Source organism: Sphingopyxis sp. (assembly GCF_050725655.1).
Taxonomy (GTDB): Bacteria; Pseudomonadota; Alphaproteobacteria; order Sphingomonadales; family Sphingomonadaceae; genus Sphingopyxis.
On record NZ_JBOHHT010000109.1, the window covers coordinates 17,459 to 32,423 of the forward strand.

At 65.0% G+C, this 14,965-nt stretch carries 13 protein-coding genes; 10 read left to right on the top strand and 3 right to left on the bottom strand.

The features are described 5' to 3' along the window. Positions 1 to 47: 47 nt before the first annotated feature. Positions 48 to 2,225 carry a TonB-dependent receptor plug domain-containing protein gene (locus ACREBX_RS16360; protein ID WP_431562799.1) on the bottom strand — a complete coding sequence of 726 codons (2,178 nt, stop codon included), beginning with the start codon at positions 2,223 to 2,225 and terminating at the stop codon, positions 48 to 50. A 249-nt stretch (positions 2,226 to 2,474) separates the two neighbouring features. On the opposite strand from ACREBX_RS16360, the gene ACREBX_RS16365 reads away from it, so the two are divergent. The 10 genes from ACREBX_RS16365 (at position 2,475) to ACREBX_RS16410 (ending at position 12,972) form a co-directional block, all read left to right on the top strand. Continuing rightward, complete coding sequence (locus ACREBX_RS16365; RefSeq protein WP_431562800.1) at positions 2,475 to 3,368, top strand: MurR/RpiR family transcriptional regulator; 894 nt, start codon at positions 2,475 to 2,477, stop codon at positions 3,366 to 3,368. A gap of 116 nt (positions 3,369 to 3,484) precedes the next feature. Next, on the top strand, positions 3,485 to 3,970 hold the full coding sequence (locus ACREBX_RS16370; protein WP_431562801.1) for a cupin domain-containing protein: 486 nt from the start codon (positions 3,485 to 3,487) through the stop codon (positions 3,968 to 3,970). A gap of 629 nt (positions 3,971 to 4,599) precedes the next feature. Next, complete coding sequence (locus tag ACREBX_RS16375; RefSeq protein ID WP_431562802.1) at positions 4,600 to 6,465, top strand: TonB-dependent receptor; 1,866 nt, start codon at positions 4,600 to 4,602, stop codon at positions 6,463 to 6,465. A gap of 336 nt (positions 6,466 to 6,801) precedes the next feature. Beyond that, positions 6,802 to 7,755 (top strand): TauD/TfdA dioxygenase family protein, encoded by a 954-nt coding sequence (locus ACREBX_RS16380; RefSeq protein WP_431562803.1) that lies wholly within the window; start codon positions 6,802 to 6,804, stop codon positions 7,753 to 7,755. A 122-nt stretch (positions 7,756 to 7,877) separates the two neighbouring features. Continuing rightward, entirely contained in the window at positions 7,878 to 9,551 is a 1,674-nt protein-coding gene (locus tag ACREBX_RS16385) for an arylsulfatase (RefSeq protein WP_431562804.1), read from the top strand. A 110-nt stretch (positions 9,552 to 9,661) separates the two neighbouring features. Then, a complete protein-coding gene (locus tag ACREBX_RS16390; protein ID WP_431562805.1) occupies positions 9,662 to 9,928 on the top strand; it encodes a TauD/TfdA dioxygenase family protein in 267 nt (88 codons plus the stop codon). 2 nt (positions 9,929 to 9,930) lie between these two features. After that, positions 9,931 to 11,328 (top strand): FAD/NAD(P)-binding protein, encoded by a 1,398-nt coding sequence (locus tag ACREBX_RS16395; protein WP_431562806.1) that lies wholly within the window; start codon positions 9,931 to 9,933, stop codon positions 11,326 to 11,328. 201 nt (positions 11,329 to 11,529) lie between these two features. After that, a complete protein-coding gene (locus ACREBX_RS16400; protein ID WP_431562807.1) occupies positions 11,530 to 12,120 on the top strand; it encodes a hypothetical protein in 591 nt (196 codons plus the stop codon). Continuing rightward, positions 12,026 to 12,652, top strand: a complete 627-nt coding sequence (locus tag ACREBX_RS16405) for an RNA polymerase sigma factor (protein WP_431562808.1) — start codon at positions 12,026 to 12,028, stop codon at positions 12,650 to 12,652. The genes ACREBX_RS16400 and ACREBX_RS16405 overlap by 95 nt, the downstream gene beginning before the upstream one ends. Then, positions 12,649 to 12,972, top strand: a complete 324-nt coding sequence (locus ACREBX_RS16410; RefSeq protein ID WP_431562809.1) for a hypothetical protein — start codon at positions 12,649 to 12,651, stop codon at positions 12,970 to 12,972. The genes ACREBX_RS16405 and ACREBX_RS16410 overlap by 4 nt, the downstream gene beginning before the upstream one ends. 13 nt (positions 12,973 to 12,985) lie before the next feature. Here ACREBX_RS16410 and ACREBX_RS16415 read toward each other — a convergent pair whose 3' ends face one another. Together ACREBX_RS16415 and ACREBX_RS16420 are read right to left on the bottom strand one after the other, a co-directional pair. Then, a complete protein-coding gene (locus ACREBX_RS16415; RefSeq protein WP_431562810.1) occupies positions 12,986 to 13,708 on the bottom strand; it encodes a hypothetical protein in 723 nt (240 codons plus the stop codon). An 8-nt stretch (positions 13,709 to 13,716) separates the two neighbouring features. Next, on the bottom strand, positions 13,717 to 14,928 hold the full coding sequence (locus ACREBX_RS16420) for a toxic anion resistance protein (RefSeq protein WP_431562811.1): 1,212 nt from the start codon (positions 14,926 to 14,928) through the stop codon (positions 13,717 to 13,719). Positions 14,929 to 14,965: the final 37 nt, after the last annotated feature.

The following is a 14,965-nucleotide window of genomic DNA, read 5'->3' on the forward strand; positions in this document are numbered from 1 at the left end:
ACGGGGCTGTGACAGCGGCATGAACCGGACTCTCCGAACCGGCCCGATCAGAATGTGGTCGAGAAGGAGACGTACACGGCGCGCGGCTTGCCCTCGAACTCGTAACCATAGAAATATTCGGGGCTGTTGAGCGCTATCTCGCCGCGGATGAACGCCGAGCTGTAGCGCATGTTGCCGTAGCCGTAGCGTTCGGCATATTCCTTGTCGAAGATGTTGACGACGCGCAGCTGGATCTGGTGCTGGCGCTCGTCGCCGAGGCGGTATCCGATCGATCCGTTGAGCAGGAAATAATTGCCGAAATTGTGGCGCAGCGAGCTGTTGACGCCGCCCGTCGCATATTCGGGACCCTGATAACGCGGGAAGAGCGTGACCGAGAAGCGGTCGTCGGGGCTGGTCCAGCGGACGTTGCCACCGATCATATATTCGGGGGTCTCGTTGATCTGCAGCTTGCTGCCGTCGAGGCGCGCTTTCTGTTTGGTGTAGTTGACGTTGAACGAAAAACCCTTGCCGACGCGTATATCGAGTTCGGCGGTGAGCCCGCGGATTTCGGTGATGCGGTCGTTGTTGAAATAGGTGTTGGGGGTCAGGCCCGACGTCGTCTGGATGCGGTTGGTGACGTCGGTGTGGAATGCGCCGACCTCGGCATTCACCTGCACATTGCCGAAGCTCTGCGAAAAGCCGATGCCGCCATTATAGGTTTCGGTTTCCTCGGTCTTGAGATCGGGATTGCCGATCAGGGTCGGGCTTTCGGCGTAAAGCTCGTTGGTGCGCGGCAGACTGTACGAGGTGCCGCCGTTGCCGCGGATATAAAAAGCGCCGATCGGCTGACGGAAACCGAATTTCCAGATCGTCCGCGATCCGAAGCTGTCGGCGAAATCGGTGCGCAGCGCGAGCGAGAGCTTGGTGTCGGGGCTGAACGGGATCACCGGGCGGAAATCGGCATAGACGCCGGTGATCGTGTTCGCCTTGTTCGAGATCGGGAACACGGGGTCCGAGTCGTTCTTGTACGACACGACCTGGACGCCCGCGACGACTTCGAGGATGTTCGGGAGCGACAGCGTGTTGCGGACGTTCAGCCCCATTTCGCGGAAACCGCCGACCTTCGAATCCTTGCCGAAGCCCTTGTTGGGGAAGGGGACCGACTTGCCGGTCGCATCGCCGAAGCGGATGAGCTTGCCCGTCGTCGGGTCGGTGCAGCCCGCCGGGGTCTTGCAGATTTCGGCGAAAGTCTCGGTGTTGTTGAGCCGCGGGTTGCTCCAATAGCCCGCGATCTCGGTGTAGAGATTGTCCGACCAGCGGCGGTCGAGCGAGAAGTCGACGATCGGATAGCGGACGCGGTTCGGCGAAAAGGTTTCGGCGTCGGGGAAGGGATCGTGGAATTCGATCTGGGTATATTGGCCGTTCACCCGGAATTCGCTCTTGTCGTCGACCTTCCACAGATATTTGACGCCGATATTGCTGCGGTTGAGCGGATAATCCTGGATGCCGCCGGCCTTGGCGACATTGTCGACATAGGATTCGGGGGCAAAGATGCGCGGGCCGTCGGTCTGGATCGTGCCGCCATAGACCATCAGGCTGTGGCGTCCCTCGGGATCGATCGGGAAACTGGCGTTGCCCCAGATTTCGCGCGTGTTGAACGCGCCATACTGCGCGCCGAGTTCGAACTTGCTGGTGCCGTCGGGGCGTTTGGTGACGAGGCTGATCACGCCGATGCCGCCGTTGCTGCCGAAGAACAGGCTGTTGCCGCCGCGAAATACCTCGGCGCGCTCGATCATGTGCGGGTCGATCGTCGTCGAGCCCCAAATATCCTCGAGCGCCGGACCGCGATCGTAGAGCGGCACGCCGTCGAGCACGACGAGCGTGTCGCGGTCGCTGCCGCCGTCGAGGCGGATCGTATATTCGCCTTCGTCGGGCGAATAGCCGATGTTGGCGCCCTTGATGAGGAATTGTGCGATTTCGGCGAAGTTGGTCGCGCCGGTCGCGGCGATCTCTTCGGCGGTGACGATCTGGACGGCGTTGCCATATTCGACCGCTGCGGCGGCGAGCGGGGTGGCTTCGACGGTCGCGGTGCCGTTGACGATGATCTCGTCACTCGCGCCCGAACCGGCATCAGCGCTGTCGGCGGTCGCCTCATCGACGGCTGCATAGGCGACCGATGGCAGCGTGCTCGTCGACAGCAATAGGCCAAAAGATATGGCCGCACGCGTTTTGGAAGAGATGTGCACAATCATGCCCCTTTTGAAGAATCCCGGCACATCGGGGGAGCAGCGGCGGCCGTGTTCACGACTCGATGCTGCACCGCATCAATGTGCGGGGCCTCCGCTAAGGGGGGCGTGTGACAGTTGAGTGAAATTTGCTCAATTTTGTATTTAAATAAAATTGAGCAAATCACACTTTCGGATTGTTGCGATTTCGGCTAGCCTTGTCTGTCCCGCGGGGGCGGACATGCAGATTCTGACGGAGAAATGCGTAAGATGAGTGACAAGGGCGGGGCGACGAAAGCGGCAGGCGACGATCGGGCGCCGATCGAAAATGCGCTTGAACGAATGAGAATGGCTCATGGCACTATGGCGAAGGGCGCGCAGCGCATCGCCGATTACGTCCTCGCGCAGCCCGAGGAGATCGTCCGGATGTCGATCACCGAACTCGCCGAAGCGGTCGGGGTGAGTGAAGGCAGCGTCGTCAATTTCTGTCGCGGGATCGGGCTGTCTGGCTTCCAGCATCTGAAGCTCAGCCTGGCGCGCGAGACGGTGCAGTCGGTGCAGTTCATCCACGAGGATGTCGCGCGCGACGACGATATGGAGACGATCTGCCGCAAGGTTTTTCATTCGGGCATCCAGGCGCTGCGCGACTCGCTTTCGGTGCTCGACCCGCAGGCGCTGACGCGCGCGGTGGCTGCGATCCATACCGCGAAGCGCGTCGAAATCTACGGCATCGGCTCGTCGGCGCCGATCGCCGAGGACACGCATTACCGGATGCTGCGCATCGGGCTTGACGCGCGCGTGGTCACCGACAGCCATATCCAGGCGATCAGCGCCTCGCGCTGCGACCCCGACGTCGCGGTGCTGACGATTTCGCACAGCGGTGCGACGCACGAGACGGTCGCGGCGACGCGGCTCGCGAAGGAGGCGGGTGCACGGACGATCGTCATCACCAATTTCGCGCGTTCGCCGATCCAGGCTTATGCCGATGTCGTGCTCTTCACCATGGCGCGCGAAACGCGCTTTCGCACCGAGGCGATGACGAGCCGGATCGCCCAGCTTTGCGTCGTCGATGCGCTGATCGCGGCGCTCGCGCTCGGCGACTATGACCGGTCGACCGAGACGCTGCGCCAGACCTTTGAAGTGCTCTCGATCAAACGTTTCTGATCGTCCGCGATCGGCCACCGGCAAATGGTACAGGCGCTTCATCGCGGCTCGGTGCTCCAACCGTGCGCACGGCGTCCCTAAGGTTTGCGAATCATCCGAACCCGAGGAGACCGAAAATGAAGACCATGATCGCCGCCTGCGCTCTGTCCGCGCTCGTGGCCGGCTCGTTCCTGGCTGGTACGCTCCTGGCCGCGGCGCCCGCAGCCGCGCAAACCGATGCCACCGCACACGCTGGCCATGCCGCGCCCGCCGCCGCCAAGCCGGCGAAGGTCACGCTCGTGTACCAGCACGAGCTTCCCAATGTTCCGGGCAAGAGCGTCAAGGGCGTGCTTGTCGAATATGGACCCGGCGCGTCGAACGCCGCACACACCCACGCGCCCTCGGCGCTGATCTATGCGACCGTGCTCGACGGCGCGGTGCTCAACCAGATCAACGGCGGGCCCGTCCGCACCTTTCGCAAGGGCGAGAATTTCACCGAGCTGCCCGGCGACTTCCACAATGTTAGCGCCAATGCGAGCCAGACCGAGCCCGCGACGTTGCTCGCGGTGTTCATCGTCGATACCGATGACAAGATCCTGACCACGCCCGCCGCGCCGCGCTAAACGCGCCGTGTCCGCGCCTATATCATCGGCGGATAAGCCGCGGCTTGTCCGCCGATAGATTTTCTTCGTCGCAAAAACCGGCCTCCGCCGTTGACGAATCTAAAATCAATCGATTAAGTTGACATTGTCATTCGGGGCTGGTCGAGCCGAATGGCGGGCTCTTCTCCTCGACCCGCGGCTTTTGACCGGGAAGCAGCTTGCTCCGCGTTACCAACGGCTAAAGCGCGTGATGCTCGGGCGACATCGCCAGGCATTGCGTTCCCCCCAGAAGGGGTATTGCGATGCATATGTGTAGTAGCATCAACTAGATCATCGCCGCGCTAGCGCGGGGTAGCGGACCGACCGCGCCCCGCTTCGTCTCGCGGCATCCCAACATCTCCAGCCGCGCCTCCTCTCGCGAGACGTTGCGGTCTGACGTCCGGCACCCGAGCGCCGGCGTGGGGAAATATCATGCCTTTGCTGACCCAATCCGACCTGTCGGATCTGGCTCGCTATCCTGCGTCCCTGCGCAGCGCCGCCAGGGCGCTGTGGGGGGCGGAGCTGGCGGCTGTCCGATCCGGCGCGGCGCACCGCGCCACCAATCATCACATCAAAAAGGGGGCGGGATCACCGCCCGGGGACCCGATATAATGAACCGTTTCTCTCCCGATCATCGTTTGAAGTTTTTGCTTGGCGCGGCGCTGCTTTTGCCAGCAGCGCCGGCCTTTGCGGCCGAAACCACCGCCGACGACACCGGCACAGCGGCAGAAGAAGAGGGCGAAAGCGCTGCGGTGACGGCCGCCTCCGCCGCTTCCTATGACGGCGCCGAGATCATCGTATCGGCGCGCCGCCGCGATGAAAGTGCGCAGGACGTGCCGATCGCATTGTCGGTTGTCGGCGCGGCGCAGCTCGAAGCGACGGGCAATTACACGCTGACCCAGATCCAGCAGATCGTGCCCAGCCTGCAGGTATTCAGCTTTAATCCGCGCAACACCAATATCAACATCCGCGGGCTCGGCAGCAACGTCGCGCTGACCAACGACGGGCTCGAAAATGGCGTCGGCTTCTATGTCGACAATGTCTATTTCGGCCGCGTCGGCCAGTCGCAGTTCGACCTGGTCGACCTGCAGCAGATCGAGGTTCTGCGCGGACCTCAGGGCACGTTGTTCGGCAAGAACACCACATCAGGGGCGATCAACATCACCTCGCGCAAGCCAAGTTTCGACCCCGAATTTTCGGGCGAGGCGAGCGTCGGCGATTACGGCTATTACCAGCTGCGCGGATCGGCATCGGGGGCGCTGATCGACGATCTGCTTGCGGTGCGCATCAGCGGTTCGGTGACCGAGCGGCGCGGCTTCCTCTACAACGACACGCAGAATGAGCGCGCGCAGGATTATTCGAACTGGAGCGTGCGCGGGCAGTTGCTGTTCACGCCGACGCCCGATCTCGAGGTCCGCATCATCGGCGACTTTGCGCGGCAGAAGCAGAATCACGTCCTCAACATCTTCGCCGACTATTTCGGCACCTATGACAATGGCGCGGCGATCCCGAACAGCTTTGCCGAGCGTGCCGCGCGTTTCCCCGGCTACAGCTTCCCGACAATCGATCCCTTCGCGCGGCGCGGCGAGGCCGACAGCCATTATCAGTCGAACATGGACGGCTATGGCGTGTCGGGGCAAGTCGACTGGGACATCGGCGCCGCCAAGCTGACCTCGATCAGCGCCTATCGCTGGTGGGACTGGAACCCCGCGAATGACGGCGATTCGACCTCGCTCCCGGTGATCGTCAAGGCGCAGCAGGCAAACCGCCAGCGCCAGTTCAGCCAGGAACTTCGGCTGGCTTCCGACACCGATGGCCCGATCGACTATGTCGTCGGCGCTTACTATTTCTGGCAGGTTATCCGCGGCAAGGGCGCGAGCGCTTATGGCCCCGCCGCCGCGCTGTGGAACCGCCCCGCGACCTCGCCGATCCCGCTCGCCGCATGGGAGGCCGCGCTCAATGGCTTCGAGGCGAATTCTACCTCGGACCCGCGGACCAAAAGCTATGCGCTGTTCGGCCAGCTCGACTGGAAATTCACCGACCGGCTGACGCTGACCGCGGGGCTGCGCTACACGCATGAGACGAAGAGCGGCTCGTTCACGCAATTCCACGTCGCGGGCACCGACCTGTCGACCCTGCCTGCAGGACTGGCGGCGCAGGCGGCGGCACTCCGCGCACAGTTCAATCCGGTCACCAACTATTCGACCGGTTTCAAGGACAACAGCATATCGGGGCTCGCGACGCTGTCGTGGCAGTTCTCGGACGATGCGCTCGCCTATGCGACCTGGTCGCGCGGCAACAAGTCGGGCGGGCTCAACCTCACGAACCTGCCCGCCGGGATCGATCCCGACGTCGCGCCCGAAAAGGTCGACAGCTACGAACTCGGGATCAAGTCAGAGTGGTTCGACAAGGCGGTGACGCGGGCGCGACCTGTCGCTTTACGGGCACGCCGATTATTCGCACCGCTCGACCTTTAACACCTCGTCGAGCGACAGCATTTATGCCGATGTTCCGGCGTATGGCATCGCCAATGCGCGCATCGGCATCCGCACCGAAGATGGCCTGCTCGACCTGTCGATCTGGGCACGCAACCTGTTCGACAAGGACTATTTCCAGACGCTGTCGGCGCAGAACACAGGCATTGTGACCTCGCTGATCGGCGAACCGCGCACGATCGGCGCGACGCTGCGGACGAAGCTGTGATGGCCGCGCTCACCCCACTCGCGCGTGAACCACGCGCCCACCCCATTCGACGACCGCCCGCAGAGGCTCTTGCCGGATACCCCCGCCGTCCAACCCCAAAGGAGACTGACATGACGGACCTTCACAACAGCTATGCCAATGCGCGCGACAAGAATATCCCGCTCGACGTCACCCCCGTCACCGGCACGATCGGCGCGATCGTGAATGGCATCCAGCTGTCGGGCGACCTGCCCGCGGCGACGGTGCAGGCCATTCAGACTGCGCTCTTGCGGCACAAGGTGCTCTTCTTCCGCGACCAGCAGCATCTGACCGATCAGGAGCATGAGGATTTCGCCGCGCTGCTCGGCGATCCGGTTGCGCACCCGACGGTGCCGGTCGCCGAAGGGTCGCGCTACCTGCTCGAACTCGACAGCAAGGAAGGCTATGCCGCTTCGAGCTGGCACACCGATGTGACCTTCGTCGACGCCTATCCAAAGGCATCGATCCTGCGCGCGCTGACGATCCCCGAAGCCGGCGGCGACACGCAATGGGCGAACGGTGAGACTGCCTATGACGGCCTGCCCGACGTGCTGCGCCAGCTCGTCAACAATCTGTGGGCGACGCACACCAACCTCTATGATTATGCGTCGATCCTGCAATCGGCCCCCGACGGCGAAAGCGCGGCGAAGCGGATCAAGGAACATCGCAATGTCTTCGCCTCGACGGTGTATGAGACCGAACATCCGGTGGTGCGCGTCCATCCGGTCAGCGGCCAGCGCAGCCTGCTGCTCGGCCATTTCGTCAAGCAGTTCGTCGGACTGAACGCGGCGGACAGCGCGCGGCTGTTCCAGACGCTGCAGGATCATATCACCAAGCCCGAAAATGTCGTGCGCTGGCGTTGGCGCGAGGGCGACTTGGCGATCTGGGACAATCAATCGACCCAGCACCGCGCGACCGCCGACTTCGGTCTGCAGCGCCGGACGCTCCGCCGCGCGACGATTTCGGGCGAGGTTCCGGTCGCGATCGACGGGCGCCGCAGCCGCACCGTCCGCAAGGAAAAGGCGGTTCAATACGAACCCGCCTGACGAAATCGGCCGGCGCCTGTGGTTCTCCTCTCCCTTCCTGTGACTGCGCCGGCCCTGTCTGCGGCGCGCCCCGGTTCCATTCGCCCGGGCGCGCCGGCCTTTTGTTTTCGAAAGACCATCCGATGACCCATGGTTCGCGTTTCGCCCGCTTCCTCTTTGCCGCGCTGATCGGCGCCGCCGCGTCCATCGGTCCCGCGCAGGCGAAGGAGCGGCGGCCGAACCTGCTCGTCATCGTCGCCGACGACCTTGGCTATTCGGACCTTGGGGCGTTCGGGGGCGAGATCCGCACGCCGAACCTCGACAAACTCGCGCTGAACGGCATCCGCCTCGCGGGCTTCCACACCGCGCCGACCTGTTCGCCGACGCGCTCGATGCTGCTGTCGGGCACCGACAATCACCGTGCGGGGCTCGGCACGATGGCCGAGATGATCCGCCCGAACCAACAGGGCAAGCCGGGATATGAGGGCCATTTACGCAGCGATGTTGCAACGCTCGCCGAGCGGCTGGGGGCCAATGGCTATCGCACCTTGCTGTCGGGCAAATGGCATCTTGGCCTGACCCCCGAGCAGGACCCGCATGCGCGCGGGTTCGAGCGCAGCTTTGCGTTGCTGCAGGGCGGGCACAATCATTATGGCACCGACGTCCAGCCCGAAGCGACTCCCGGCACGCGCGGAATCGCGACCTATCGCGAAGACGGCAAGGTCGTCGCGCGCTTGCCCACCGATTTCTATTCGAGCGATTATTTCGCGACGCGTCTCATCGACTTTCTCGGCGAGCAGTCCGCGAAAGAGAAGCGCGAGCGACCCTTCTTCGCCTATCTGGCGTTCACTGCACCGCACTGGCCGTTGCAGGCACCAGCCGAGGACATCGCGCGATACAAGGGGCGCTATGACGCGGGCTTCGACATATTGCGCGAACGGCGGCTGGTGCGGCAGCGCGAGCTCGGCATCCTTGCCGCCGATGCCGCGGCGCACACCCCGCGCAACCGCGACGGCAGCTGGGATTCTTTGACCGCTGACCAACAGCGGCTCGCCGCGCGCAACATGGAAATCTATGCCGCGATGGTCGACCGGCTCGACCAGAATGTCGGCCGCGTGATCGAGTCGCTGCGCGCGTCGGGTGAACTCGACAACACGGTGATCGTGTTCCTCGCCGACAATGGCGCCGAGGCGCTCGACATCGAGACCACGGGCGCGCAAATGCTCGCCAGTTCGCTGAAGGGTGCCGACAACCGCTTCGCCAATCGCGGCACGGCGTCGTCGTACCTGACCTATGGTGCGGGCTGGGCGCAGGCGGCGACCGCGCCGTCGTGGCTGACCAAGGGCTATCAGAGCGAAGGCGGAACGCGTGCGGTCGCGTTCATCAGCGGCACGGGGATCGCGGCGCGACAGGGCGCCGAGACGCAATATCTGTCGGTCGCCGATGTCGCGCCGACCCTGCTCGATCTTGCGGGCGCCGATGCCAAGGCGTCGCAGGTCGCGGGGCGCAAGGTCGCGCCGATCACTGGCCGGTCGTGGGCCGCGTGGCTGAAGAATGCCGACGCGCGCGTCTATGGCGCCGACGACGGTGTCGGGGCCGAGCTATTTGGTTCGCGCGCCTATCGCCGCGGCGACTGGAAGCTCACCGACATCGGCGACGGCATCTGGCGGTTGTTCGACATCGCGCGCGATCCCGGAGAGACGCGCGACCTGTCGCTCGCCCATCCCGACCGCAAGGCCGAACTGGCGGCGGCGTGGGATCGCTACGCTTCCGACGTCGGCGTGATCCTTCCCGATGCGATCCCCTATCGGCCATAGGTCGCGCATTTCTCGCGGTTCGGCGTGTTGGGTATTGTCAATAATATAAGTTGAGTTACTTTCATGCGGTCCGGGACATATCCCGAATCGAACGACCGAAAGGACCGCTCATGGCCACGCAGCCGAACACCCCCGACCTGTTCGAAACCGCGCGATCGCTCGGCGTCGGGGTCAGCGAGGAGGACAGCGACAGCCTGCTCCGGCTCTTGTTCGACCGGATCAAGGTGCCCGAATATCAGGTGCGCTTCCGCTGGCCCCCGAATGCGATCGGCATCTGGGACAATCGCTCGACCCAGCATTATGCCGTCGGCGACTATTGGCCCGGGTATCGCGCGCTCGAACGGGTCACGGTGTTCGGCTGCGTGGTGACGCGGTGAGGATGATCGAAGCGCAGCTCCATTCGCCGCGTCCGCGTTTTCGCTCGGCGACGCGCGTCGCGATCGTCGGCGCGGGTTTTTCGGGGACCTTGCTCGCGATCAACCTGCTCGAACAGCCCGATGTCGAGGTGCTGCTGATCGAGCGCGACCGGCACCGGATGGGCGCCGGGGTCGCGTATAGCAGCACCGAGACGTCGCACCTGCTCAACGTTCGCGCAGGCAATATGAGCGCCTTTTCCGACCGGCCCGACCATTTCTGCGAGTGGCTCGCGGCGCGCGGGCTCGGCTGCGAAGCGGCGTTTGTAACGCGCGCGACCTATGGCCACTACCTGCGCGAGACGCTCGGCCAGGCGATGGAGAAATATGGCCGCCGGCTGAAGCTCGTCGACGACGCGGTGCTCGATATCGAGGAGAAGAGCGGGCAGGTCACGCTCGGGCTCGTCAACGGCGGGCTGATCGAGGCCGACCGCGCGGTGCTCGCGATCGGCAATCTGCCGCCGCACGACCCGCCGGCGATCGAGGGGGCGCATCTGCCGTCGCATCGTTACATCGGCGATCCGTGGGCGAGCGCGTTCGAGGACGGGCTCGACAAGCAGGTGCCGGTGCTGATCGTCGGCACCGGGCTGACCGCGGTCGATGTGATCCTGCGGCTCGCGGCACAAGGTCACGAAGGGCCGATCACCGCGCTTTCGCGCCGCGGCCTGCGCCCGCATCGCCATATCGACGGGCTGCCGCGCCCCAAGCCAGTGCTTGCCAAGCCGGCACCCGACCTGTCCGAACTGGTGCGCTGGGCGCGGGGCGAGGCGAAAGAACGCGACTGGCGGCTCGTCGTCGATTCGATCCGCCCGATCACCCAGATGATGTGGTCGGCCGCCGACGCCGACAAGCGCGCGCGTTTCCTGCGTCACCTGCGCCCCTTCTGGGACGTTCATCGCCACCGCCTCGCGCCCGAGGTTGCCGACCGCATCGACGCGCTTGTCGCGTCGGGGCAGCTCCATTTTCGCGCCGGCAAGATCGCGGGCGTCGCGGTCGAACCCACCGCGCTCGCCGTCTCGTGGCTGCCGCGGGGAGAGACCGAACTGGCAACGACGCGCGCGGCACGGATGATCAACTGTACGGGGCCGCAAGGCGATTTGCTGCGCTCGTCGGACCCGTTGGTGAAACGCCTGCTCGGCGCGCAGCGCATCCGCCCCGACGCGCTGCGCCTCGGGCTCGATATCGACCGCGACGGGCATATCGTCGATGCCTCGGGCCGTTCGTCGGAGCATATTCTCGCGATCGGCCCGATGACGCGCGGCGACCTGTGGGAAGTCGTTGCGGTCCCCGACATCCGCAACCAGGTGAGCGCGCTCGCGCGCCGCCTCGTCAACGCGCACTGGACGGGCGGCGAGGGCCTTTAGGCTTTTCGCCCAAAAAATCTCCCCCTCTGCATCCACCGGCGCGCATCGTGCCGTCCAGTCTATGATCGGCGGCTGCGCCGGTCCGGGCGGCGGCTTCGCGCGGCGGTTGATCTCGCTCCCCGGTGCAGATCATCGCCGCCTTGCCGGAGGCCGCCGCCTGTGGTTTCACCATGCCGAGCGGCATGAAGGAGAGATAAGTCGATGGACCTGATGATCACGGCGGCCGCTGCCGCCACCGCCGGGGCCCCCGCGGTGCCGCCCGCTGCAACGGTGACGGTTTCTGCCGGTCAATCGATCAGCCCGGCCGATGTTGCCGCTTACATCGACCCGCGCGACATTGCCTCGTTTATGCCCGCGCCGCCGCCGACCACCGAACTGGTCGCGGTCAGCGACAGTTTTTTCGGCCTGCTCGAACAGATCACGATGGTCGCGTTGCTCGTTGTCGGCCTTTTTCTGCTCGCGCGGCTGCTCCACGCATGGATGCTCCACCGCTCGATCCGACGCGCGCTCGATGCGAAGTCGGACGCGGTGACCCCGCTGATCGACAAGCTCAACAAGCCCTATGAGCATCTCGGCGGCCAAAGCCCCGATACGCCGGGCGACGACCGCAACGCGCTGGTGCTGCTCGCGATCGGCCTCGCCATGGCGGGCTTCGGGCTGATCCAGGGGCAAGAGGAGCTGATCCGCATTTCGGCTGGTGCGGCGCTCTTCCCCGCCTTTGTCGGCATCGCTCTCCTCGTCCGCCGCCGCCTCGCGCGCGCCGCGGCTACCGGGGAGCGCGCCGCTGCGTGATGAGGCAAGCGCCGATGAAGATCGGGCCCTCAACCAGCGTGTCGCCGGGGGAGATCGTGCCGCTTTCCAGCTCCTCGTGCTGCGGCATGAGGGGCGGTTGCGCGCCTTTCTGTCCCGCGCCGCCGGGTGCGACGCCGACGATCTGGCGCAGGAAGCCTTTGTCCGCGCGTGGCAGCGCGCGGGCGACTATCGGGGGCAGGGGAGTTATGCGGCGTGGGTCATGGGGATCGGCTGGCGGCTGTTCCTCGACCAGCGGCGCACCGCGCGGCGGCGCGAAGGACTGGCTGCGGGCGAGGAGGCCGCGACATCGACCGATCCGCGCCCGGCGAACGACGCCGCAATCGACGCCGACCGGCTGCTTGGCGCCTTGTCGGCGCAGGAGCGCGCCGCGCTCACTTTATGCTTTGGTCATGGCTGGTCGCATGGTGAGGCGGCCGCGATCATGGGCTTGCCATTGGGCACGCTCAAATCGCTCGTCTTGCGTGGGCGCGCGAAGGCGCAGAAAATGATCGGCGAAGGAGCGGACGCATGACGGCGCCGGACGATCAGGGCACCGACGCGATGCTGGCGGCGATACTGGCGCCGCCTGAGCGGCCGGGCGATCGCGGCTTTGCGATCGGGGTCGAGCGTGCGATCGATGCGCAGGCGGCCTATGCCCGCGCGCGAAGGCGCTTCTGGCGCAGCTTCGCGTTCGAGGCGCTGGCGGTCGGCGCGCTGCTTGCGGCGCTGTGGCTCCTGTCGTCGGCACCCTTGCTCGCGCCGCTGGCGGGGGCAACGCATTGGGGACTCGCGCCGCCGCTGCTGCTCATCCTGTTATTGTGGTTCGGGACGCAACGCTGGCGCCAGGCTTAGCTGGCGCCAGACGTCAGCTTGGCACGTCCTCGCCGTCGATGCCCTGATATTTGAGCTGGAGGTAACGTTCGCGCGTCGCGAGCTTGTCGAGTTCGCCCGCCGCAAGGCTGCGCGCGGCGTTGCCGATCTCGCTTTCGAGCATCTTCAGCCCGCCGACCAGCGTCTCGTCGGGAGTGCGCCCGGCGTGGGCTTCGGTGCGCAGGCCCGCGGGGATACGCTGATAGCCCGCCACCAATTCGGGCAGATCCTCGCCGACCAGCTTGCGAATGTTCGCCGCGGCGGGGCTCGATGCGTCGAGCGTCTGGAGCTGCGGCGCGAGCAGGTCGAGCTGGACCCCGATGCCGTCGACGAGCTGGCGCGCCGGGGCGGGGAGCGCGGGACGCTGTGCCTCGAGCCAGATTTCGGTGCGGCCGGCGAGTTGCTTGAGGTCGGCCTTGGGCAGATCGGCCTGGCGCGGTTCGGGGAAGGGCGACCGGCCGAACAGGACCGCGACGCCGATCAGGAGGATGAACAGCGCGAACAGCCCGGTGAAGCCGAGCGGCTGGATCAGTGCGCCGAACACCGCGGCGCCGAGCAGCACGATGCCGCCGGCGATCAGCATCCGGCCGAGCTTTTTGTAGAGATGCTGGCGGCGCAGCGCGACGCTCTTGGTGCCGATCGGGCGGCGGCGAGTCCGCGACCGTTCGATCGCCGATGCCGCCGAAACCCGGATCTTGTCGACTTCGCTCATGCTCATGATGTGCCTTAGCCTTCGAGCGATGCGAGCGGGCTGTCGGCGCCGCCAACGCTCGCCTGTGCCTGCGATGCCCCTTCGGCGCGCGCGATATAACCCTTCGACTTGGCGACTTCGCCCTCGAGCGTCGTCACCGTCGTCTTCATGCTGTCGAGCGCCTTCAGCTTGAAGGTGTCGATCGCGTCCATCGTGTCATAGATATTCTGGAACGCGCGCTGAAGCGTCTCCATCGGGATCGTGCTCGACGCCGCCTGTTCGTGGATGCGCGCGGTGTTGTCCTTCAGCATCTTTGACGTGCCGTCGATGATGTTCGCGGTCGTCGTGTTGAGCGCGGTGATCTGTTCGAGCACGAGTTTCTGGTTGGTCATCGCCTGCGCGACGGTGATCGCGGTCTTGAGCGCGCCGACGGTGGTGGTGCTGGCGCGATCGACGCCCTTCACCAGCTCGACATTATTCTTTTTGACGAGGTCGAGCGCGAGATAGCCCTGCACCGTCACCGCCATCTGGGTGAGCAGGTCCTGCGTCCGCTGGCGCGCATAGAAAAGCGCATTTTCGCGGAGTACCTTGGCCTTGGCGGGATCGACACCATCGAGCTCGGTCGCCTTGGCTTCGAGCTTCGCGTCGAGGGTGCCCGCGATGTGGACCATCTGTTCGAGCTTGCCCATCGCTTCCCACAGCTTGCGCCGTTCGACGTCGATCGCGGCATTGTCCATCAACAGCTCGTCCTTGCCGTTCGACAAGGCGGTCAGGATGCCGCCGATATGCGTCTGCGCGCTGCGATACTGCGCGAAATAATTGTTGATCTTGCCGCCAAAGATCTTGTCGAGAAAACCGCGCTTGCTCAGCAGCTTGCCGTTCGCCGACGGGTCGAGCCGCTCGACGGTTGTACGCAGTTCGATCAGATTCTGGCCGATGTCGGTGTCGCGGTCCATCGCGCGGATCGGGCGGTCGAGGAAGCGGTTCGACTGGTTCGCCGCCTCCAGCATTTCCTTGCGGCCCATGTTGGTGATCTGGTCGACCTTTTGGCCAAAGGCGGGCGAATTGACGTCCTGCGCGACAAGGTCGTCGATAAAGCCGTCGACGCGTTCCTCGAGCTTCGATTTCTGCTCGGTCGATAGCGGCACCAGCCCGGCCGCCTTTTCGGGGGAAACCGCGGGCACGGGATCGGGCGGGGTCAGCTTCAGCTCGTCGGTTGCGGTTGCCGTCGCGGTCAGTTCGCTCATTCGTCTTCCTTCCAGCCCCAGGTTATAATCCCGGGCC